Annotated in this window: 18 protein-coding genes; 11 read left to right on the forward strand and 7 right to left on the reverse strand. The window is 69.3% G+C overall.

Annotated features, from left to right (window positions below):
- Positions 1-1,669: 1,669 nt before the first annotated feature.
- From holA to BWI15_RS04860, 3 genes are all read left to right on the forward strand, one after another.
- Positions 1,670-2,653, forward strand: coding sequence for a DNA polymerase III subunit delta (gene holA / locus BWI15_RS04850; RefSeq protein ID WP_077013067.1), 984 nt, complete (start codon positions 1,670-1,672; stop codon positions 2,651-2,653).
- A 325-nt stretch (positions 2,654-2,978) separates the two neighbouring features.
- On the forward strand, positions 2,979-3,341 hold the full coding sequence (locus BWI15_RS04855; protein WP_143465403.1) for a hypothetical protein: 363 nt from the start codon (positions 2,979-2,981) through the stop codon (positions 3,339-3,341).
- A 12-nt stretch (positions 3,342-3,353) separates the two neighbouring features.
- Complete coding sequence (locus tag BWI15_RS04860; RefSeq protein WP_077013069.1) at positions 3,354-3,596, forward strand: hypothetical protein; 243 nt, start codon at positions 3,354-3,356, stop codon at positions 3,594-3,596.
- Positions 3,597-3,689: 93 nt separating this feature from the next.
- Here the strand turns inward: BWI15_RS04860 and rpsT are convergent, their stop codons facing one another.
- Positions 3,690-3,950 carry a 30S ribosomal protein S20 gene (rpsT, locus tag BWI15_RS04865; RefSeq protein ID WP_077013070.1) on the reverse strand — a complete coding sequence of 87 codons (261 nt, stop codon included), beginning with the start codon at positions 3,948-3,950 and terminating at the stop codon, positions 3,690-3,692.
- 371 nt (positions 3,951-4,321) lie between these two features.
- Between rpsT and BWI15_RS04870 the strand changes: the two genes are divergently transcribed.
- On the forward strand, positions 4,322-7,321 hold the full coding sequence (locus BWI15_RS04870; protein WP_077013071.1) for a S8 family serine peptidase: 3,000 nt from the start codon (positions 4,322-4,324) through the stop codon (positions 7,319-7,321).
- On the opposite strand, the gene BWI15_RS04875 is transcribed toward BWI15_RS04870, so the two are convergent.
- Genes BWI15_RS04875 through BWI15_RS04885 form a run of 3 tightly spaced genes read right to left on the reverse strand, consistent with a single transcriptional unit; the run spans position 7,318 to position 9,947 of the window.
- Positions 7,318-8,466 carry a hypothetical protein gene (locus BWI15_RS04875; protein ID WP_077013072.1) on the reverse strand — a complete coding sequence of 383 codons (1,149 nt, stop codon included), beginning with the start codon at positions 8,464-8,466 and terminating at the stop codon, positions 7,318-7,320. The two genes, BWI15_RS04870 and BWI15_RS04875, sit on opposite strands and share 4 nt — an antisense overlap.
- Positions 8,463-8,996 carry an RNA polymerase sigma factor gene (locus BWI15_RS04880; protein WP_143465404.1) on the reverse strand — a complete coding sequence of 178 codons (534 nt, stop codon included), beginning with the start codon at positions 8,994-8,996 and terminating at the stop codon, positions 8,463-8,465. The genes BWI15_RS04875 and BWI15_RS04880 overlap by 4 nt, the downstream gene beginning before the upstream one ends.
- A 51-nt stretch (positions 8,997-9,047) precedes the next feature.
- Complete coding sequence (locus tag BWI15_RS04885; RefSeq protein ID WP_077013074.1) at positions 9,048-9,947, reverse strand: phosphotransferase family protein; 900 nt, start codon at positions 9,945-9,947, stop codon at positions 9,048-9,050.
- A 141-nt stretch (positions 9,948-10,088) separates the two neighbouring features.
- Here BWI15_RS04885 and lepA point away from each other — a divergent pair, with 141 nt between their 5' ends.
- The 4 genes from lepA to BWI15_RS04905 all read left to right on the forward strand — a co-directional run bounded on the left by lepA (position 10,089) and on the right by BWI15_RS04905 (position 14,908).
- Entirely contained in the window at positions 10,089-11,975 is a 1,887-nt protein-coding gene (gene lepA / locus BWI15_RS04890; RefSeq protein WP_077013075.1) for a translation elongation factor 4, read from the forward strand.
- Positions 11,976-12,890, forward strand: a complete 915-nt coding sequence (locus tag BWI15_RS04895) for an aminoglycoside phosphotransferase family protein (protein ID WP_077013076.1) — start codon at positions 11,976-11,978, stop codon at positions 12,888-12,890.
- 168 nt (positions 12,891-13,058) lie between these two features.
- Entirely contained in the window at positions 13,059-13,691 is a 633-nt protein-coding gene (locus BWI15_RS04900; protein ID WP_077013077.1) for an MOSC domain-containing protein, read from the forward strand.
- Between the two features lie 26 nt (positions 13,692-13,717).
- A complete protein-coding gene (locus BWI15_RS04905) occupies positions 13,718-14,908 on the forward strand; it encodes an MFS transporter (RefSeq protein ID WP_143465405.1) in 1,191 nt (396 codons plus the stop codon).
- Here BWI15_RS04905 and BWI15_RS04910 read toward each other — a convergent pair.
- The 3 genes from BWI15_RS04910 to kduI form a co-directional block, all read right to left on the reverse strand.
- Positions 14,887-15,642: an IclR family transcriptional regulator gene (locus BWI15_RS04910; protein ID WP_077013079.1), complete on the reverse strand. Its 756-nt coding sequence runs from the start codon at positions 15,640-15,642 to the stop codon at positions 14,887-14,889. The two genes, BWI15_RS04905 and BWI15_RS04910, sit on opposite strands and share 22 nt — an antisense overlap.
- A 62-nt stretch (positions 15,643-15,704) precedes the next feature.
- A complete protein-coding gene (locus tag BWI15_RS04915; RefSeq protein WP_077013080.1) occupies positions 15,705-16,463 on the reverse strand; it encodes an SDR family oxidoreductase in 759 nt (252 codons plus the stop codon).
- On the reverse strand, positions 16,460-17,299 hold the full coding sequence (gene kduI, locus BWI15_RS04920) for a 5-dehydro-4-deoxy-D-glucuronate isomerase (RefSeq protein ID WP_083750562.1): 840 nt from the start codon (positions 17,297-17,299) through the stop codon (positions 16,460-16,462). Before kduI ends, BWI15_RS04915 begins: the two co-directional genes overlap by 4 nt.
- A 268-nt stretch (positions 17,300-17,567) precedes the next feature.
- Here kduI and BWI15_RS04925 point away from each other — a divergent pair, with 268 nt between their 5' ends.
- The 3 genes from BWI15_RS04925 to BWI15_RS04935 all read left to right on the forward strand — a co-directional run bounded on the left by BWI15_RS04925 (position 17,568) and on the right by BWI15_RS04935 (position 20,751).
- Positions 17,568-18,929: an ABC transporter substrate-binding protein gene (locus tag BWI15_RS04925; RefSeq protein ID WP_077013082.1), complete on the forward strand. Its 1,362-nt coding sequence runs from the start codon at positions 17,568-17,570 to the stop codon at positions 18,927-18,929.
- A gap of 74 nt (positions 18,930-19,003) precedes the next feature.
- Positions 19,004-19,888 carry a carbohydrate ABC transporter permease gene (locus BWI15_RS04930; protein ID WP_237771129.1) on the forward strand — a complete coding sequence of 295 codons (885 nt, stop codon included), beginning with the start codon at positions 19,004-19,006 and terminating at the stop codon, positions 19,886-19,888.
- Positions 19,889-19,890: 2 nt separating this feature from the next.
- Entirely contained in the window at positions 19,891-20,751 is an 861-nt protein-coding gene (locus tag BWI15_RS04935) for a carbohydrate ABC transporter permease (protein WP_193432133.1), read from the forward strand.
- Positions 20,752-20,781 lie beyond the last annotated feature (30 nt).

The raw sequence follows: 20,781 nt of genomic DNA on the forward strand, positions 1-20,781 counted from the left end.
AGGCGTGCGCCTCTCCGCCACTGCTCGTGCGGCACTCACAGGACGGGATCCGCACGGACCTGGCCGAGCACAGCCGCCGCGCGGTCGTGGCCGGCGTACCTAGCGCTACGCCTCGCAGTGGTGGCAACAGCCGAGCTAGTTGCCCTCAGCATCGTTCTGCGTGTCCGCACCGCAACACCTTTCATGCCGTCAACCGCGCCGTATGGGTCTTGTTGTGGAGTGTTGTGTGAACGGCGAGGTAACCGGGCGACGGTTCGGCGACGATGACGATCGCACTGTGCCGCTGACGCTTGGGTCCGCAGCGTTTGTGTCCCAGCTGCATCCGGTCCTCAGAGGGCGTCCAAGCCCTACCGAGCAGCTCATCGCGCCGACCTCCTAGACGGACCTCACCGTGAGGACGTCAAAGGAGACCGCCGCGACCTGCCGAGCACACGGCACTCCGGCCGTTCATGCCCAGCCCGAGACGGACGTCCGGATCGACCCGTATGCCCTTGCTGTACAAGCAGCCCGCCCGCCGGCACTCCGGCGTTTCCACAACTCCGCGCCGGTGAGTCGGCCGACTTCCGCCTGTCGCGCATGTCGGCAGTCCCGCATGCCTGCGCTCCCGCATGCCAGCGACCCACGCCCGCACGCCCGCAGTCCCGCACTCCCGCACGCCTGCGCTCCCGTACGCCCGTATGCCTGCAGCCCGCGCGCCTGCGCGCCCGCATGCCTGCACGCCCGCACGTCTGCACTTCCGTATGCCCGCGCTCCCGTACGCCCGGGGTCCGGTACGCCTGCACTCCCGTACGCCCGCGCGCCTGCATGCCCGCGCGCCATCAGTCCCGCGCCGAGCATGCGCCCGCACTCCCGCACTCCCGTACGCCCGCATGCTCGCGCGCCCGCATGCCAGCACGCCAACAGTCCCCCGCTCCCGTACGCCCGCAGTCCCGCACGCCTGCACTTCCGTACGCCCGCATGCCCGCGCTCCCGCAGTCCCGCACGCCTGCGCTCCCGCACGCCCGCGCCGCCACTTCCCGCACGCCCCCCAGTCCCGCGCTCCGCACGCCCGCATTTCCGCACGCCTCCACAGTGTGCGCGCCCCCGACCGGCTTGCAGTCCATCGCAGGTGGGCCGCTGTGCCCAGCCATGGAACGGATGCACCGCATCCGTGAGCTACCCCGGAATTTCGGACGACCTTGACGTGCGCCGTCGCCTGTCACCGGTCGCCACCGCCGGTGATGCCGTCGTCGTCGTCGCCGCCGTCGCCGTGGCTGTGGCTGTGCTGTGGCTGTCGCCGTCCTCGTTGGCGCGTAGGTAGGCGTTCGACTGGGCGATGTGCTCTCTCCGGCCGCCGATCCGGTAGCACGTGGCGGGCCTCGGATCCGCATCGACCTGGTGTGGATCAACGACCCCGCACTCACCCGACGCCGCGAACCATCTCGGTGTCGACGAAGGTCATGTGCGCGACGCCGCCCCCGGTTCGTCCGTACCCGCGACTTCCAACACGACGGACGTGGTTGGATGCGCGAGCGCCAAACCGCGCGGCGCCATCGACGACCTCAACGGTCCGTTCGCGCGCCTCATTCGGTGCCCATGGTCGACGGTCTGCGGACTGAGGGAGAGCCCCGCGGTGACCAACGGGGTGGGGGCGGGAATTGTCGGTCGGGCGTGGGATGCTGGCTTTGTTATGGCTGCTCGGAGAAGTGCTGCGCCGAAGCTGGGGGACGTGTTGCTCGTCACCGGCTCGGAGACGTTTTTGGCGGATCGGGCTGTGCGGTCGGCGATCGCGGCGGTGTCCAAGGGAAAGAGTGACGTCGAGGTCACTGACCTGGGGGCGGGCGAGCTCGATGTGGGGGTGTTCGCGGAGCTGACCGGGCCGTCGTTGTTCTCGGCGGAGCGGGTCCTGGTGCTGCGGATGCTGGAGAACCTGCCGACCGAGATGGTCCCTTATCTGCTGGAGTACGCCGGTGCGCCGGCGGACGACATGCTTGTGGTGCTGGTGCACTCGGGTGGGCAGAAGGGCAAGGCGGTGCTCGACAAGTTGCGCAAGGCCTCGGTGAACGAGGTGGTCGCGACGGCGCCGAAGACCTGGGAGTTGCCGCAGTTCGTGGCGGGGGAGATCCGGCTGCTGGGTGGCACGATCGACGAGCGTGGCGCTGCCGCGCTGGTGGATGCTGTTGGGCATGATCTGCGGGCGCTGGCGGGGGCCTGTTCGCAGCTGGTGTCGGATTCCGGTGGGCAGGCGATCTCGACGGACCTGATCGGGCAGTACTTCGGCGGCCGGGCCGAGGTGACGAGTTTCGCGGTGGCCGACGCGGCGATCGCGGGGCGCACGGAGCCGGCGCTCGAGCAGTTGCGCTGGGCGTTGGACTGCGGAGTCGCCGCGGTGCTGGTGACGAGCGCGATGGCGGGTGGGCTGCGGGGGCTGGCGAAGTATTCGAGCGCGCCGCCTGGGTTGCGCGAGGCGGATCTGGCGCGTGAGGTCGGCGTACCGCCGTGGAAGCTGAAGACGCTGCGGCAGCAGGCGCGCGGGTGGACCCCGGGCGGACTGGCGACGGCGATCAAGGCGGTCGCGCAGGCAGATGCCGATGTGAAGGGTGCGTCAGGCGACGCGGGCTATGCGCTGGAGCGGATGGTCATCACGGTCAGCCGAGCGCACGGTCGCCGCTGACCCTATGCCGCGAACCGGCGTTCCTCCGGCCACGGCCTGAGAGTCGGTGCCGCCACCGCAAGGCGTGGGAGCCGGTTGTACGCCACGAAAACTGCGGCGCGGGTCGGTGCGCGGCTGCGGCGCGGCGCAATCCTCTGCAACATTTCGGGCGGGCGGGCGGTTGCGGAGGTCGAGCTTCGACCGGGCCAGCAGGCCGAGTTCCTCAAGACTGGCCAAGTGCGGTGCGTGGGCGCTCGGACACACCGGATGACGTCCAGGGATTGCTTATTGCTCACCCGTTGCCGTCGAAGAGCCGTAGGTCTAGCGTGCGAAATGAGCGCGACGCATGGGGGGAATCATGGCGACGGTCGGTGTGGTGGGGCTCTACTCGTTCGGCAGCCCTTTCGAATCAGCGGTGTTGCAGCCCGGTGCGACCAGAGGGATCAGCTTCGGCCCGTCGGATGCGTTCAGGAACACCGCCGTGATCCTGACGCCGCACCCGATGCGGGTCGGACTGCTGGGTCAGGCAACCATGAGGATCTCCGATCTCGAATCCTGGTCGATCCAGGGCGCGCTCGGACCTCCGTCGAGCGGACTGTCGTTCACCGAGTGGTACGTCGGCGCCTACGTCACGAACATCGGCTCGACGCCGATCGAGGCGTTCACCGTCACCGTAGCCGTCATCACGCCTGGGCCTGACGGCCACTGAGGGGGCAGATTCATGAAGCTCACGGCATACCACGACGAACGCGGCAACATCGTGGCCGTCATCGCGCGGCCCGACGACGCGCCCGCGGCTCACATCGATCTCGGCCGGCCGGGACTGCACAGAACCGAAGTCGAGTCCGACGAGTTCACCGACCAACCGGACCCCGAGCAGCTCCAGGAGCGGCTGGCAACGCTGATGTCGTCACAGCGGATCGAGGTCGACGGGCCCACCGCGCGACTGTCGGCCAAGAGCTGAAACCGGCGACGAACCGAGAGTCTCAGCCCGGTTCCAGGCACGCAAAAACGATCGGCCCGGTCCACTGGGTGGAGGGCCGATCGTCGGGTGCGATCAGAGCGCGGCGGCCTTCTTGAAGATGGACGACTTGCGGTTCGCAGCCTGGTTGGCGTGGATGACGCCCTTGCTGGCGGCCTTGTCGAGCAGGCGGGCGGCCACGCGGGCCTCCTCCTGCGCCTTCGCGGCGTCGCCGGCGTCGGCAGCCTCGCGGAAGCGGCGAACAGCCGTCTTGAGGGTCGACTTCACCGACTTGTTGCGAAGCCGCGCAGCCTCGTTCTGGCGGTTGCGCTTGATCTGGGACTTGATGTTCGCCACGGAGCAGAGCCTCGATCAGGAGTTTGCGGTCAGTACAGGAAAGGTGGCGGGTGCAGGACGGCAGAACCGACGCACACACGCGAAGAGACAGATTAGCAACAACCCCGAGGCTTGACCAAACCGAGCAGTCACGGCAGCGCCGCTACACCCCGGAACGACGGGGAAAACCGCGCGCGCGACCCCGCGTACGGCGTACCGGCGCCTGGTGACACGGTACGGACCGAGCGTGACATCAGGGCGGGGCACCGGCATACTCGGGGCCCTCGTGACGCCGTTGGGGACGGCGTTACCGGCGGCGCGCGAGAAGGTGTTCCGTGAACCGATGTCGCGCGTGCCGACCAGCCAGCTCCGTCCAGCTCTGGAGGAACTCCGTGCCAGCTCCTGCCCGTCGGCGTCTGGCGGTACTCACCGTCGCTGCCTTCAGCGCGACCGCCCTGGTCGCCACCGTCGTGAACCACGCGACGGCGTCCACCCCGACCGCGACCCAGGCCGCACCGCTGGTCAAGGAGTCCGAGACCGGCGCGTACATCGTCCAGCTGGACGACGCCCCGGTCACCGAGTACGACGGTGACATCGCCGGCTTGGCCGCGACCCGGGTGCTGCCCGGCGGCAGGCTGCTGCGTGAGGCGACCCAGGTGGTCGGCTACGTGCAGCACCTGGCGCGGGAGCGGACCGAGGTGCTCGGTCAGGTGCCGGGCGTACAGAAGCTGTACGACTACAACTACACCTACGCCGGGTTCTCGGCGCGGATGTCGCACGACGACGCGGTCAAGCTGGCCAAGTCCTCCGGCGTGAAGAGCGTCGAGCCGAGCGGGATGCAGCACGCGGACACCGTCGACACCCCGCGGTACCTCGGTCTGTCCGGCAAGGGCGGCGCCTGGCAGCAGGCCGGTGGCGTCGACAAGGCCGGCGACGGCGTGATCGTCGGCGTGATCGACTCCGGCTTCACGCCCGAGCGGCCCAGCTTCGCGCCGATCAAGACCACCAAGGCGTCGGATGCGCTGATCAAGAAGAAGTGGAAGGGCATCTGCCAGGCCGGCACCGAGGCGCCGGTGAAGTGCAACAACAAGGTGATCGGCGCCCGCTACTTCGACGCCGGCGTCAGCGGCAACCCGATCCCCGCCGAGTACCACTCGCCGCGGGACTACGGCGGCCACGGCACCCACACGGCCAGTACGGCGGCCGGCAACTACGGCGTCGACATGTCCGTGCTCGGCCGCGACTACGGCAAGGGCTCGGGCATCGCCCCACAGGCGCGGCTGGCGATCTACAAGGTGCTCTGGGCCCCTGACCCGTCCGGGGGCGGCTCCGGTACCGACGCCGACATCGTGGCTGCCATCGACGCGGCGGTCTCCGACGGCGTCGACGTGATCAACTACTCGATCTCCGGCTCCGGCTCGACGTTCGTCAACGCGACCGGGCTGGCGTTCCTGCGGGCCGCGAAGGCCGGCGTGTTCGTCTCGACCAGCGCGGGCAACACCGGCCCGGGGGTCAGCACGGTCGGCAAGAACTACCCGTGGGTGACGACCGTTGCCAACGGCACGCACGACCGCGACGTCCAGACCACGGTGACGCTCGGCAACGGCCAGTCCTACACCGGTGCGGGCATCGGTGCCGGTACGCCGCAGGCGCCGGTCGTGCTGGCCAAGGACGCCGGCCTGGCTGGTGCCGACCAGGCCAACCTGGCGCGCTGCATGCCCGGCACGCTCGACCCGGCCAAGGCGACCGGCAAGATCGTGGTTTGCGACCGCGGGGTCAGCGACCGGATCGACAAGAGCCGGCAGGTCAAGGCCGCCGGTGGCGTCGGCATGATCCTGGTCAACCCCACCGCGAACACGCTCGACTCGGACCTGCACTCGGTGCCGACGGTTCACCTGGACCACGTCGCCGGCCCGGAGGTCAAGGCGTACGTCGGCGCGACCGCGAACCCCACGGCCACGATCGCCGCGGCCCAGACTGTCCGGGTGAACGCGCCGAAGGTCGCGAGCTCCTCGAGCCGCGGGCCGTCGCTCGCCGGCAACGGCGACTTGCTCAAGCCGGACGTGATGGCGCCCGGCACGAACGTGCTGGCCGCGACGTCGGAGCTCGCGGCGGGCGGTGGCGAGTACGCCTTCATGAGCGGTACGTCGATGGCCGCGCCGCACATCGCCGGCGCCGCCGCCGTGCTGAAGAGCCGCTACCCGACCTGGTCCCCGATGGCGATCAAGTCGGCGCTGCTGACCACCGCGACGTCGCTGGACGCCGCGGGCAAGCCGATCCAGAACGACTCCGGCTCGCCGGGCAACCCGTTCGGGTACGGCGCCGGGCTGATGCAGCCGAAGAACGCGATGGACCCCGGCCTGGTCTACGACTCGTCGTACGACGACTGGGCGCGGTTCGTCTGCGGGTCCGGGCAGGTCGGCGCGACGCACGAGCTGTGCGCCAAGGGCAAGATCGACCCGAGCGACCTGAACTACCCGACGATCGCGATCGGCGACCTGGCCGGCAAGCAGACCGTCAAGCGGACCGTGCGCAACGTCGGCAAGCTGCCCGAGGTCTACTTCCCGAAGGTGGAGGGGCTGACCGGCTTCAAGGTCACCGTGACGCCGAAGCTGCTGGTCGTGCTGCCCGGCGCCAGCGCGTCGTACCAGGTGACCTTCGAGCACAACGGTGCGCCGCTGGGGCAGTACTCGTTCGGCAAGCTCAACCTGCGCTCGTCGCGGCACGTGGTGAGCAGCACGCTCGCGATCCGGCCGCTGACCGTGAAGGCGCCGGTCGAGGTCAGCGGCACGGGCACGACCGGCTCCGTCCCGGTCCCGATCACCTCCGGGTACACCGGCACGCTGCAGACCTCCGCGGTCGGCCTGGCCGCAACGGGTGTCGACGAGGCGACGCTGAAGAACCCGGGCGGCGTCTCGTTCCCGACGGCGAACCCGGCGGCCAACGAGCACGTCGCCAAGTACACCGTGACCGTGCCGGCCGGGACGAAGTACGCCCGGTTCTCCACCTTCGACGCGGACTACCCGGCGGGCACCGACGTCGACGTGTTCGTCTACAAGGCCGGTACGACGGCTGTGCTCGGCAGCAGCACCGGTGGCTCGGCCGAGGAAGAGGTGAACCTGCCTGCTCCGGCCGGTGGCTCGTACGACGTGTACGTCGATCTCTTCGCCGGTGCTGCCGAGCAGAAGGTCAAGCTGAACCACTGGGAGCTGCAGACCCCGGCAGGCAACCTCACGACGACTCCTGCCAGCCAGGGCGTCCAGGCGGCCGGCCAGACCAGCGTCACCGCTTCCTGGTCCGGCCTGACCGCCGGGACGCGCTACCTCGGCCTGCTGTCCTACACCGACGGAGGCGACGGCTCGGGCTCGACGGTGGTTCGCGTCGACGCCTAGGGCTCGATCAGTTCGATCTGCTTGAGGTCCGGGGCCACGAGAACCTTCTCGCAGGCCCCGGACCCCACCGCGCACCGGAAGACCGTGGCATGCGGCAGTTCTTCGGCCGGCGTTCCGTCGGAAACCATCGGCGATGCCGGCCGGCCGTCTTCGCGGAGCGCTTGGACGACCAGGACATGGTCGGCGTCCTCGAAGGTCGGGAGCTCGGAGATGTGTGCCGCGGCCAGCTGCAGCGGGGTTCGCTTGCCTGTCCGGATATCCACCACAGCGTCGCCCACGGCGAGCGTTGCACCGTCCGGTGACACCACCGGGTTCGTTGCGTCCGGCGAGCAGAAGGGGCTGCCGGGGATGAGCCGACCTTCGGACAGGTGCGCTGAGGTGAGGCAGCGCTGCTTGCCGACGGTGGTGGCGAACGGGATCGCGCTGGACTGTGGAGCGACGTCGATCGCGTCGACAGACTTCGGCGGCGTCACCGGCGTCAGTCGCCCGGTCGTCGGCTGCCAGACCAGGAGTTGGCTGATCCGCTGATCGCGGTCGGCTTTCGACGCCCAGATCCCGGCCTGGTTCCAGCCGTGCAGATTCGTTTCGTGCAGGCGCGCCTCGTACGGCAACGTCCGCTCGGTGATCAGCCGGCCCGACGCCACGTCGTACACCTGCACCTGTTTGATCCCCTGGACCACGGCGACTTGGGTGTGGTCGGGGGACAGCACGGGTCGGGTGACTCCCTCGGGGCCGACCGGACGCACGGTGCCGTCGGCAGCCAGAACGCCGAGCTGGGCGCTTGTCGCGGTGTTGAAGTGGATCAGCCAGCCGCCGGAGACCCGTCCGACCACCTCGGCCACGTTCTCATTCAGTTCGACGACCTGGTCGCCGTCGTGCAGTTCGCGTTGCTGGTCCAGCGCCGTCAGCACGTACGGGACCCTCAGACCCGGCGGCTGCGGATCCGGCGCGACCGGGGGATTGTGCAGGTGCGCCACGAGCGCCGCCGACGCGATCAGTACGGCGACGGCCGCCGCGGCGAGAAGTGGGGTCCAGACGCGGGAGCGCCCGCGAGGCGTCTCCAGCCCGGGGGCTTCGGCGTCGTCAGGGATTGTGGCGGCCTTGGCCTGCAGGTAGTCGCGCAGGCGCGACTCGGTGTCGGTCATCGGGATTCCTTCAGCTGCTCGGTGAGGATCGCGAGGCCTCGCGACGCGGTGGCGCGTGCGGTCGACTCACTGATCCCGAGGGTCTGGGCGATCTCGCCGTGCGAGAGATCGAGGTAGTAGCGCAGGACCAGGACCTCGCGAGTACGCCGGGGGAGCGTGCTCAAGGCTCGCTGCACCTCCAGCCGTTCCTCGCCGAGCACGACCTCGCTCTCGGCCGATGCGCCGGGCCGGTCGGCCGGTGGGGTGTAGAGACGGGCGACGCGCCGCCGGCGGAGTGCCGAGCGGCTGCGGTTGAGCACTGTCGTCCGGAGATACGCCAGGGCTTTGCCGGAGTCGTCGAGCGGCCACCGGCGGTACAGCTCGGCGAACGCCTCCTGGACCAGGTCCTCGGCCTGCTGGCGGTCGTCGACCATCAGCACCGCCAGCCGGACCAGACCGACCCAGTGCTCCCGGTACAGCCGGGTCACCGCCGCCGGTGTGTCGTCGGGCACCGGTACGGCGGTGCCGATACTCGCCAAGGGTTCAGTCACACCCTGAAGACGCCCGGCACCGCAAAACGCTGCATCGGTCGAGGCGCCGCATCAGCCGAGACGTTCGCGCAGCCAGTCGAAGTGGACCAGCGCGGTCTGGCGCTGCCAGGCCCGCATGGTCGGGATGCTGGGCTCGGGAGCCTGGGTGCTGCCCCACAGCAGTCCGCCGGCGATCGCCGAGATCAGACCGTTGACACCGGGCGCGTCAGGAAGTGCCGGCAGCTCCACCGAGCCGTACATGTCGGCGCAGAGGATCACCGTGTCGGTCCACACGGGTGCGATCGAGGCATGCGCCCAGTCGATGAACACCACCCGGTCCTCGGTGAGCAGGAGGTTGTCGGCGCGCAGGTCCCAGTGCACGAGGGCAGTGCCCTTCGCCAGCTCCTTCAGCCCGGTGCGGGCCAGTTCGGCGAGCTCCTGCTCGCGGCCGACGGCCCAGTCCGGTACGGCGACGCCGTCGGCGATCAGCAGGTCCCACCGGCTCAAGAAGCGCTCGCTGCGCTCGGCGGCGACCGGTGCGTCCGGCCACGGCGACGGGTCGAGCGACTCGCTCAGCTCGGCGAGTGCGTCGAGGACGCGCGTGGCGTCGTACTGGTGCCAGGGGTGGGGCGGGATGTAGCCGGCGATGTCCTCGAGCAGGATGCCGACCCAGCTGCCGTCGTCGTACACGCCGAGCAGGCCGGGGATGTGCGGCATCGGCCCGACCGCCTGCATGGCGACGATCTCCTTGCGGATCAGGTTGGGCGTGTCCGGGTTGAGCTCCGGCCCGACGGCCTTCACGAAGCCCCGCCGCCCCGAGGCGGTCATCAGCCGCGCCGCGACGCCGGGCGAGAAGCCTCCGCTCTGCGTGGCCGCCGAGACCACCGACGACCCCAGCGCGCGCTCCACCCAGGCTCGAACGCGCGCGGGCGCGCTCTCGTACGGCAACCGTTCCACCACCGCGTGTGCCATACGGCAAGAGCGTAGACGGCAGCCGCCCCGCTCGCGCTCGGTTTTCCACCGCCCGGACGCACGAATGCGCAAACGGCTGGCGTGTCATGGGAAGATGGAGCAGTTGTCCTGTCACCACCCTCAGACGAACTGGATCCCTCCGTGCCCGTTGGACCCACGACCGTTCCCCAGCCGGGTCGTACCGACCCGTCGCTGATCCGGAACTTCTGCATCATCGCCCACATCGACCACGGCAAGTCGACGCTGGCCGACCGGATGCTGCAGATCACCGGGGTGGTCGACGACCGCTCGATGCGGGCCCAGTACCTGGACCGGATGGACATCGAGCGCGAGCGCGGCATCACGATCAAGTCGCAGGCGGTCCGGCTGCCGTTCGCGCCGAAGCCGGACACCCCGGGCGGCCTGCTCGCACCCGACGGTACGACGTACATCCTGAACATGATCGACACCCCGGGCCACGTGGACTTCACCTACGAGGTGTCGCGGTCGCTGGAGGCGTGCGAGGGTGCGGTCCTGCTGGTCGACGCCGCGCAGGGGATCGAGGCCCAGACGCTGGCCAACCTCTACCTCGCGCTGAACGCGGACCTGCACATCATCCCGGTGCTGAACAAGATCGACCTGCCCGGTGCGATGCCGGAGAAGTACGCCGCCGAGCTGGCGCACATCATCGGCTGCAAGGAGTCCGACGTGCTCCGGGTCTCGGCCAAGACCGGTGAGGGCGTCGAGGACCTGCTCAGCGAGATCGTCGCGCAGGTCGAGCCGCCGAAGGGCGTCAAGGACGCCCCGCCGCGGGCGCTGATCTTCGACTCCGTCTACGACACCTACCGCGGCGTGGTCACCTACGTCCGGGTGGTCGACGGCGAGCTGACCCACCGCGACAAGATCAAGATGATGTCCACCGGCGCGGTGCACGAGATGCTCGAGGTCGGCGTGATCTCCCCGGAGCCGATGAAGTCGCCGAGCATCGGCGTCGGCGAGGTCGGCTACCTGATCACCGGCGTGAAGGACGTGCGCCAGTCCCGGGTCGGTGACACCGTCACTTCCAGCGTGCGCGGCGCGACCGAGGCGCTGGGCGGCTACAAGCACCCGCAGCCGATGGTGTACTCCGGGCTGTTCCCGATCGACGGCGACGACTACCCAACGCTGCGCGACGCGCTCGAGCGGCTGCAGCTCAACGACGCCGCCCTGCAGTACGAGCCGGAGAGCTCGGGTGCGCTCGGCTTCGGTTTCCGCTGCGGCTTCCTCGGCCTGCTGCACATGGAGATCGTTCGCGAGCGGCTCGAGCGCGAGTTCGACCTGGACCTGATCTCCACCGCGCCGAACGTGGTCTACCGGGTCGACATGGAGGACGGCAAGGAGCACGTCGTCACCAACCCGAGCGAGTTCCCCGACGGCAAGATCGCGGACATCTACGAGCCGGTGGTGCGGGCGACGATCCTCAGCCCCAAGGACTTCATCGGCGTGATCATGGACCTGTGCCAGACCAAGCGGGGCAACCTGCTCGGCATGGAGTACCTGTCCGAGGATCGCGTCGAGCTGCGCTACACGCTGCCGCTGGCCGAGATCGTGTTCGACTTCTTCGACCAGCTGAAGTCCAAGACCAAGGGTTACGCCTCGCTGGACTACGAGCCGACCGGCGAACAGGCCGCGGCGCTGGTCAAGGTCGACATCCTGTTGCAGGGCGAGACCGTCGACGCGTTCTCCGCGATCGTGCACCGCGACAACGCCTACGCCTACGGTGTCGCGCTGGCCGGCAAGCTCAAGGAGCTGATTCCGCGCCAGCAGTTCGAGGTGCCGATCCAGGCCGCGATCGGGTCCCGGATCATCGCCCGGGAGTCGATCCGGGCGATCCGCAAGGACGTGCTCGCCAAGTGCTACGGCGGTGACATCACCCGGAAGCGCAAACTGCTGGAGAAGCAGAAGGAGGGCAAGAAGCGGATGAAGATGGTCGGCCGGGTCGAGGTCCCGCAGGAAGCCTTCATCGCCGCGCTGAAGACGAACGAGCCCTCCGAGAAGGCCAAGAAGTAGGTGCCGGCGGTCGAGATCCCCGACGGCCTGCTGGTCGTCGGGTCGCGCGGGCCGGACTGGGCCGCCTGGCTCGACCGGCTGCCGCGGCTGGTCCAGGACCTGCTGGGCGAGTGGGAGCTCACCGTCGACGGCTCGTCGGCGTACGGGAACTGCGCGGTCGTCGTACCGGTGCTGACCCGGGCCGGCGAAGCGGCGGTGCTGAAGGTGCAGTTCCCGCACTGGGAGGCCGAGACCGAGCATCTTGCCCTGCAGGCGTGGGGCGGGCGTGGAGCGGTGCGGTTGCTGCGGGCTGACCCGCGGCGGTTCGCGATGCTGCTCGAGCGGCTGTCAGCCCGTGACCTGACCGGGGTCGACGACCGGGAAGCCTGCGAGATCGTCGGTACGGCGTACTCGAAGCTGCATGTCGCCGCCGGACCGCAGTACCGGACGCTCTCCGGTGAGCTGGAGCGATGGATCGAGGACTTCCGCGCCCTGCCCGCGTCGGCGCCGGTCCCGCACCGGTACGTCGAGCAGGCGATCTCGCTCGCGTCGGACTTCGCCGCCGATCCCGCCACCGACGGGCGCCTGATCCACACCGACCTGCACTACGAGAACATGCTCGCCGGCGACCGCGAACCCTGGCTGGTGATCGACCCCAAGCCGCTGTCCGGCGACCCCTGCTACGAGGTCGCCCCGCTGCTCTGGAACCGCTGGGACGAGGTCGTCGCCTCCGGTGACATCCGGTTCCGGGTCCGCTCCCGCTTCTACGCCGCGATCGACGCCGCCGAACTGGACGAGGACCGCACCCGCGACTGGGTGATCGTCCGCCAGATGCTCAACGTCCTGTGGACCCTCAAGGACGCCGGCACCGACGAGTCCCTGCCGCAGGACTGGCTGACCCGCAACATCGCGATCGTGAAAGCGATCCAGGACTAGTCCCACCCGCCGCACGGCGGACGCCCAGCACTGACCAACCTCGGTGAGTCGGAGCTTGCCCCGCCTGAGACCGCTGTCGGGACGGCGGTTCTGAAGGGTTGGTCAGTGGTGGGCGTCCGGGTGGAAACTCGGTGGAGCCGTGCGGGCCGGGCGGGAGAGGATGCAGGTATGCGGCTGCTGACGGTGAACGTGGTGGAAGAGCTGATTCCCGGTCCGAAGGAGACCGGGTGGACGGCGATCGACAAGCGGCCGCAGGTGGGGCGGGTGGCGGTGGGGGAGTGGGGGCTCGCCGGGGACTCGGTGTGTGACACCGCGAACCACGGGGGACCGGACCAGGCCGTCTACGCGTACGCCGAGGAGGATGCGCGCTGGTGGAGTGAGCAGTTGGGGCGCGAGATCCCGTCGGGGCTGTTCGGGGAGAACCTGCGGACCGAGGGGATCGATCTGACCAATTCCCTGCTGGGTGAAGTCTGGCGGATCGGGGACGAGGTGGAGGTCGAGGTCCGGGCGCCGCGGATTCCGTGCATCACCTTTCAGCACCGGATGGGGATCCCGGGCTGGGTGAAGCGGTTCCATCAGGCCGGGCGGCCGGGGGTCTACTTCAAGGTGCGCAAGACGGGCACGATCGCCGCGGGTGATCCGATCACGGTGGTGAGCCGGCCGGAGCACGAGGTCACTGCCGGGGTGATGTTCGAGGCGCAGGACGGGCCGAAGATGCAGACGATGCTCGACTCCGGCATCGACGTGATGGAGGAGCTGCGCGAGGCTGCTCAACGCATCGCAGCACGCCCCGCCCGGTGAAGGGCGTCATCCCAACACCTGGCCCGTTGAGGCCGTTGGCGCTCGCGACGCTGCTCAGCCGCGTCGGCAACGGTCTGCTGATGACGGTCAGCGTGCTCTACTTCACCCGCATCGTCGGCCTCTCGATCGCGGAGGTCGGGCTCGGGCTGACCATCGCCGGTCTGTTCGGCCTGCTGTCGGCCGTGCCGCTCGGGCACCTGGCCGACCGGCGCGGTCCACGGGGGTTGTTCGTCGTCCTGGGCAGCTCGGTCGCTGTCCTGTCGCTGCTCTACCTTCTGGTCGACACCTTCTGGCAGTTCCTCGTGGTCGCGATCGTCGTCACCGTGCTCGATCGAGGCGCCGGCGCGGTCCGGTCCGCGTTGATCGCCGCCGTCACCCAAGGCTCCGTCGGCCGGGTCGCCGCCCGCGCCTACCTGCGCGCCGTCACGAACATCGGCATCATGGCCGGCGCCGCGATCGGCGCGCTCGCGCTGCATTTCGACACGCGGACGGCGTACCAGCTGATGTTTGTCGTCGACTCGATCCTGACCTGCGCGTCGGCGTTCATCATTCTCGCCATCCCCCGAGTCGCGCCGCAGCCGAAGAGCGCCGACGGGCCGGTCTGGATCGCGTTGCGCGACCGCGGCTACCTCACCGTCTCCGCGCTCAATGCCGCGATGTCGATCCACTACGCGGTGCTCGACATCGCGATCCCGCTCTGGGTCGTCGAGCACACCGAGGCGCCGCGCTGGACCGTCGCGCTGCTGCTGATCATCAACACGATCGTCGTCGCGCTCTTCCAGGTTCGTTCCAGCCGGGGCATCCAGGACCCGGCCTCCGCCGCCCGCGCCACCCGTACGGCGGGATGGTTGCTGCTGGCATCGATGGTGCTGTTCGCGGGCGCCTCGGGTGGTGGCGCGGTCGTGGCCGTCAGCCTGCTGGCGGTCGGTGCGTTCGTACAGGTGATCGGTGAGCTGCTGCAGTCGTCCGGCTCGTTCTTACTGGGCTTCGATCTCGCATCGGATCAGGCGCAGGGTCAGTACCAGGGCGTGTGGGGGACCAGCATGTCGATCAGCACGATGGTCGCGCCGACCGTGCTGGCGCTGCTGCCGCTCGGACTGGGTGTGCCGGGCTGGATCATCCTCGGCGTCTGGTTCGCCGGGATCGGTGTGCTGTTCGTCCCCGTGGTCCGCTGGGCGTCAGCCCGCAAGGCGGCTCAGTTGGAAGGCTCCAGGTAGCCCAGCGCCGCCGAGATCTTGCGCGCCGCCTCGATCGCGGCCGGGGCCATCAGCGCGACCTGGGCGATGGACTGCTCCAGCGACAGCGTCGAGATGCTCACCGCCGCGATCGCCGCGCCGGTGTGGTCGTGAATGACCGCCGCGACGCAGCGGATGCCCGGCTCGTTCTCCTCGTCGTCCAGCGCGTAGCCGCGGGACCTGACCTGGGCCAGGTCGGCCTTGAGCGCGGCCGCCGTCGTGTGCGTCAGCGGCGTACGGGCGGGCAGTCCCGTCCGGGTAATCAGCGCGTCGAGTGCCTCGTCGTCCTTCTCGGCCAGCAGCGCCTTGCCGATGCCGGTGCAGTGCAACCAGAAGGCTTTGCCGACCCGCGACGGCATCCGGTACGGCTTCGGGCCGTCGAGCCGGGCGACGTAGATCGCCTCGTCGCCGTTCAGCAGTCCGACGTGCACCGTGCAGCGCGTTTGCGCGACCAGGTCGGCGAGCACCGGCCGGGCGACCGTGGCCAGGTCGACGTTGGTGAGCGCGTGGCCGGCCAGCCGCAGCGCCTTCGGGCCGGGGTGGTACGAACCGTCCTCGGCCTGCGCGACGAACTCGTGCTCGACCAGCGACGCCATGATCCGGTGCACGGTCGACTTGGCCAGGCCGGTGGCCGTCACCACGTCGGTGAACCGGGAGTGCTCGAGGACGGCGTCGAGCACCATCAGCGTCTTGTCGATGGCCGAGGGCGAACTCATGTCGCTCATCCTGTCACCTCTGTCCTGTCCGTCCCTGTCAGTGCACCGGTACGCCGTACTGCCTACCGCGCGAGCCAGCCGCCGTCGACGGCCAGCACGTGCCCGTTCACGTAGTCCGACGCCGCCGAGGCGAGGAAAACCGCGGCGCCGACCAGGTCTTCGGGCCGGCCCCAGCGACCGGCCGGGATCCGGTCCCGGATGGCCGTCTCGCGCGTCGGGTCGGCGCGCAGGTCGGTGGTGTTGTCGGTACTGATGTAACCCGGCGCGATCGCGTTCACCTGGACGCCGGCCGAGCCCCACTCGTTGGCCAGCGCCTTCGTCAGTCCCGCGACCGCGTGCTTGCTGGCAGTGTAGGCGGGCACGGTGATCCCGCCCTGGAAGCTGAGCAGCGAGGCGATCGTGAGGATCTTGCCCGCGCCCCGCTCGACCATCGCGGCGCCGATCGGCCGGGTCACCGCCCAGGCGGAGTTCAGGTTCACGTCGATCACGTGCTGCCAGTCGGCGGTCGCCGTCGCGGCCGCGGGTGCCCGCCGGATGGTGCCGGCGTTGTTGACCAGGATGTCGACCCGGCGTTCGCGCGCCAGGTCGGTGGCGACCGCCTCGACCGCGTCGGGGTCCGCGAAGTCCGCGGTGACGACGGTCGCCTCGCCGCCGTTCTGCTTGATCGCCTCGAGGGTGTCCTCGACCGCCGCGTCCCGGGCGAGCAGGATCAGGTCGGCGCCGGCCGCGGCGTACCCGGCGGCGATCGCGGCGCCGATGCCGCGCCGGGCCCCGGTCACCAGCGCGGTCCGGCCGCGCAGCGAGAAGGCGTCGAAGGTCACCGCAACTCCGTCACGTCGACGCCGTCCATGTCGGTGAACGCCTGGTTCTCACCGGCCATCGCCCAGACGAAGCTGTACGACGAGGTGCCGGCGCCGGAGTGGATCGACCAGCTCGGCGAGATGACCGCCTCGCGGTCGGCGACCAGCAGGTGCCGGGTCTCGTCGGGCTCGCCGAGCAGGTGGACGATCCGCTCGGTCTCGGGCAGGCCGAAGTACAGGTAGCACTCGGTCCGCCGGTCGTGGGTGTGCGCGGGCATCGTGTTCCACGTGCTGCCCGGGTGCAGGGTGGTGACGCCGAGCACGATCTGGCAGCTCTGGACGCCGTTCGCGTGGATGTACTGGTCGATGGTGCGGCGGTTCGCGGTCTGCTGGTCGCCGAGCTCGAGCCGGTTGCCCTCGCCGGGCTGCACGAGCGTCGTCGGGTACGACGTGTGCGCGGCGGCGCTGAACAGGTAGAACGCGGCGTCGGCGCCCTCGAAGACGACCTCGCGCGCGCCGCGGCCGGCGTACAGGCAGGCGCCGGTGGTCAGCTCGAACGTGGTGCCGTCGACGGTCACCGTGCCGGGGCCGCCGACGTTGACGATGCCGGCCTCGCGGCGTTCGAGGAAGTACTCACTGCGCAGCTCCGGCCAGGTGCCCAGGGCGAGCGGGCCGGAGACCGGGCGGGCGCCGGCGAGCACGATCCGGTCGTGGTGAGTGAGCACCGCGGTGATCGTGTCCGGGGTGAACAGGTCGTCGACCAGGTAGTGCGCGCGGAGCGCGGCGGTGTCGAACCCGGGCACCTGGGCGGGGTGGGTGGCGTGGCGGACGTCGAGGGGCGGCTGCGGCGTATTCACAGACCTAGGTTCTACTGGATGGAACATCCTGTCAATCGCTGCTGATGTCGGCGGCGGATTTGCCAGAAAAAAAGGGGGATTGGCGAGTCGCCGTTTGGTTCTGTTAGGCGGAACCAAGTGTCGTCCAGCAGAACATCGGGCCGTCGAGGCCTTGACCGCCCTAGTTCGCTGTTCTAGCGTCCTGGGCATCGAGTTCGCGGTCCCGCCGTCGAATGCGGCATCGCGAGCAGCACACATCCCCTCGGCCAGGTGAACTGGAGGCGCTGACGTGTCGTCATCAACAGCCAAGGTGCTGTCGCGAAGATCGCTGTTGCGTGGTCTCGGCGTGGCCGGCGCCGGCGTCGGACTCGGGAGCCTGTCTGCCGGGTGTGGCCGATCCGCCTCCGGGACGGCGGCGATGGAGCTGCCGCCGGTGACAGGGGCGTACGACGGTCCGCCGGTGACGCTCCGGTTCTGGAACGGACTGACCGGTGGTGACGGGCCTTTCATGCGCAAGTTGCTGGCCCGCTTCCAGGATCTGAACCCGAACGTGACGATCCAGATGTACGCGATCCCGTGGTCGAACTTCTACCAGAAGTTCCCGGCGTCGGTGGCGAGCGGGCTGGCGCCGGACTTCGCACTGATGCACAACTTCCAGGTCGCGACCAACGCCGCCCGCGGAGTGATCATGCCGGTCGACGGTCTGGTCGACGCGGTCGGCCTGAGTGAGCAGGAGTATCCGGCAACGGTCTGGCAGTCCGGCGTGTACCAGAACCGCCGCTACTCGATCCCGCTGGACATCTGGCCGGACAGTCTCTTTTACAACCGCAGGGTGCTGGCCAAGGCCGGGCTCGACCCGGACCAGCCGCCGCAGGACGCCGCGTCGTACCAGGCGGCGCTGGAAACGCTGCGCAGCAAGGGCATCGCGGGTCACTGGCTGGCGTCCGTCGACCCGCAAGGCGTCGGCCGGCCGTTCGACTCCCTGCTCTGGCAGCACGGTGGCACGCACTACGACGCCGACGGCACGACGGCGTACTTCACCTCGGCGGAGGCGACGGCCGCGCTCAAGTGGCAGGTGTCGCTGCTGGAGCAGGGGTTCAGTCCGCGCAACGCCAGCGGCGGCGATGCGAACGTCGCCTTCAAGAACGACAAGAACGCCTTCCTGTGGGGTGGGCCAGGGGCCCTGATCAACGACCTGTCCAAGGTGAAAAACCTGGACTGGGGCGTCGCGCCGCTGCCCAAGATCGGTCCGCAGCGCGCAGCCTTCGCCGGCTCGCACCAGTTCGTGATCGCCCGGCAGAAGGACTTCGACCCCGACCGCGTGGCCGCGTCCGTGGCCTTCATCAGCTGGCTGACCCGCAACGCGGCCGGCTGGGCCGAGGCCGGGCCGATCCCGGCGCGCCGTTCGGTGCAGCAGTCCGGCGACTTCCAGAAGCTGGTGCCGCAGGCAAAGGTCGCGCGCGGTGTCGACTTCATCAAGTTCTATCCCCTGATCCCGGGCATCGCCGACGTCCAGCTCACGATCCTGTACCCGGCCGTCTCCGACGTCCTGCTGCAGAACAGCAGTCCCGAGCGCGCGATGGAGGCCGCCGTCGCCCAGGCGAGCGAGTTGCTGCAGGAAAATCGGCAGAAGTACGAAGGGAGCCGGTGATGGCCACGGAAACACTGGTCGACCGGCGCTCGCGCCGCGCGCCCGGGACCGTTGAGGTACCTCGAGGCGCGGGCGTGCGCCCAGGGCGGTTCACGCCGTACCTGTTCCTGGCGCCGTTCCTGCTCGTCTTCGGCGTCTTCGTACTCGCGCCGGCGGTCTACGGTCTGTGGATCAGTCTGCACAACTGGGACTTCTTCTTGCCCACGCGACCCTGGGTCGGGTTGACGAACTACCTCAACCTGTTCGACTCGGACAACCTGTTGGCCGAGCAGTTCTGGGAGAGCATGCTTGCCACCGGCAAGTTCGTGCTCTTCTCGGTGCCGCTGCTGGTGGTGCTGCCGCTGGGCCTGGCCATGCTGCTGAACCGGAACTTCCGCGGCCGAACGGCGTTCCGCGCGATCTACTTCGCGCCGTACGTGCTCGGCGTCAGCGTGATCGGACTGCTGTGGCAGTTCCTGCTCAGCTCGAACGTCGGACTGGTCAACTACTACCTGTCCAAGGTCGGACTCGACGAGGCGATTCCCTGGCTGACCGCCTTGCCGTGGGTGTGGATCTCACTGGTCGGCGTCACCGTCTGGTGGACGATGGGCTTCAACTCGGTCGTGTACCTGGCCGGTCTGCAGGGCATCGACACCGCGCTGTACGACGCGGCGAAGGTCGACGGTGCGAGCCGCTGGCGTGAGTTCGTCCACGTCACGTTGCCGGGATTGCGTCCCGTGCTGCTCTTCGTCGTCACGATGACCATCCTCGCCTCGGCCAACATGTTCGGGCAGTCCTACCTGCTGACCGCCGGCAATCCGTCCAACGAGACCCGGACGGCGATCATGTTCATCGCCCAGGTCGGCCTGGAGCAGTTCAGGATCGGGAGCGCCGCGGCGATGAGCTACCTCCTCGCCCTCCTGCTGATCGTCATCAGCGCGGCCAACTTCGTGTTCTTCCGTAGCAAAGAAGGGGATTGACGATGGCCACGATCGTGACCGCCGGCCGGCGGCCGGGCCAGGGGGTGGCGGCGAACCTGCTGCTCTACGCCCTGCTGCTGATCCTCTCGGTGATTTTCATCGCCCCGCTGCTGTGGATGCTGTCGACGTCGTTCAAGACCACCGAGGGCGCGACCGCGCTGCCGCCGCAGTGGATCCCGGAGGAGTTCTCGGCCGAGGGCTACACCTCGCTGTTCGCCGACGCCCAGGCGCCGGTACTGCGCTGGCTGTTCAACAGCGTCGTCGTCGCCGTGGCGCACACCGTGCTGGTTCTGGTGACCGCGGCGGCCGCGGCGTACCCGCTGGCCCGGATGCGGTTCCGGGGCAAGAACACGATCTTCGCGCTGATCGTGGCGACCCTGTTCGTGCCCGGCTTCGTCTTCCTCATGCCCAACTACCTGATCGTCGAGAGTCTGGGCTGGCTGGACAGCAAGTGGGCGCTGATCGTGCCCGGCGCGGCCAGTGCCTTCGGCGTCTTCTTCCTGCGGCAGTTCTTCGTGTCCATCCCGGTCGAACTGGAGGAAGCCGGGCTGATCGACGGCGCCAACCGGTTCCAGATCTTCGTCCGGATCGTGCTGCCGCTGGCGAAAGCTCCACTGGCTACCCTGGCGATCCTCAGCCTGCTCGGTAGCTGGAACGACTTCCTCTGGCCGCTCTACGTGCTCTTCAACCCCGAGAACCTCACCCTGCCGGCCGGCCTCGCGACGCTGAAGGGCGCGTACGCCACCGACTATCCCGCGATCATGGCGGGAGCAGCCCTGGCCAGCGTCCCGGTGCTGATCGCGTTCGCGCTGGTCCAGCGCTACGTGATCGCCGGCGTCGCCCGATCCGGACTGAAGGGCTGACCCTGTCAGGGTCCGTGCCGTCCGACCGCA

The sequence above is a fragment of the Kribbella sp. ALI-6-A genome (genome assembly GCF_001984195.1).
Taxonomy (GTDB): domain Bacteria; phylum Actinomycetota; class Actinomycetes; order Propionibacteriales; family Kribbellaceae; genus Kribbella.

What these genes read in the sequence shown, in the direction of transcription:
- BWI15_RS04875 (WP_077013072.1), bottom strand. Translation starts at nt 8,466, where the DNA reads ATGACCGACACCGAGTCGCGCCTGCGCGACTACCTGCAGGCCAAGGCC.
- BWI15_RS04910 (WP_077013079.1), bottom strand. Translation starts at nt 15,642, where the DNA reads ATGAGTTCGCCCTCGGCCATCGACAAGACGCTGATGGTGCTCGACGCC.
- holA (WP_077013067.1), top strand. Translation starts at nt 1,670, where the DNA reads ATGGCTGCTCGGAGAAGTGCTGCGCCGAAGCTGGGGGACGTGTTGCTC.
- BWI15_RS04860 (WP_077013069.1), top strand. Translation starts at nt 3,354, where the DNA reads ATGAAGCTCACGGCATACCACGACGAACGCGGCAACATCGTGGCCGTC.
- BWI15_RS04855 (WP_143465403.1), top strand. Translation starts at nt 2,979, where the DNA reads ATGGGGGGAATCATGGCGACGGTCGGTGTGGTGGGGCTCTACTCGTTC.
- BWI15_RS04900 (WP_077013077.1), top strand. Translation starts at nt 13,059, where the DNA reads ATGCGGCTGCTGACGGTGAACGTGGTGGAAGAGCTGATTCCCGGTCCG.
- BWI15_RS04935 (WP_193432133.1), top strand. Translation starts at nt 19,891, where the DNA reads ATGGCCACGATCGTGACCGCCGGCCGGCGGCCGGGCCAGGGGGTGGCG.
- BWI15_RS04885 (WP_077013074.1), bottom strand. Translation starts at nt 9,947, where the DNA reads ATGGCACACGCGGTGGTGGAACGGTTGCCGTACGAGAGCGCGCCCGCG.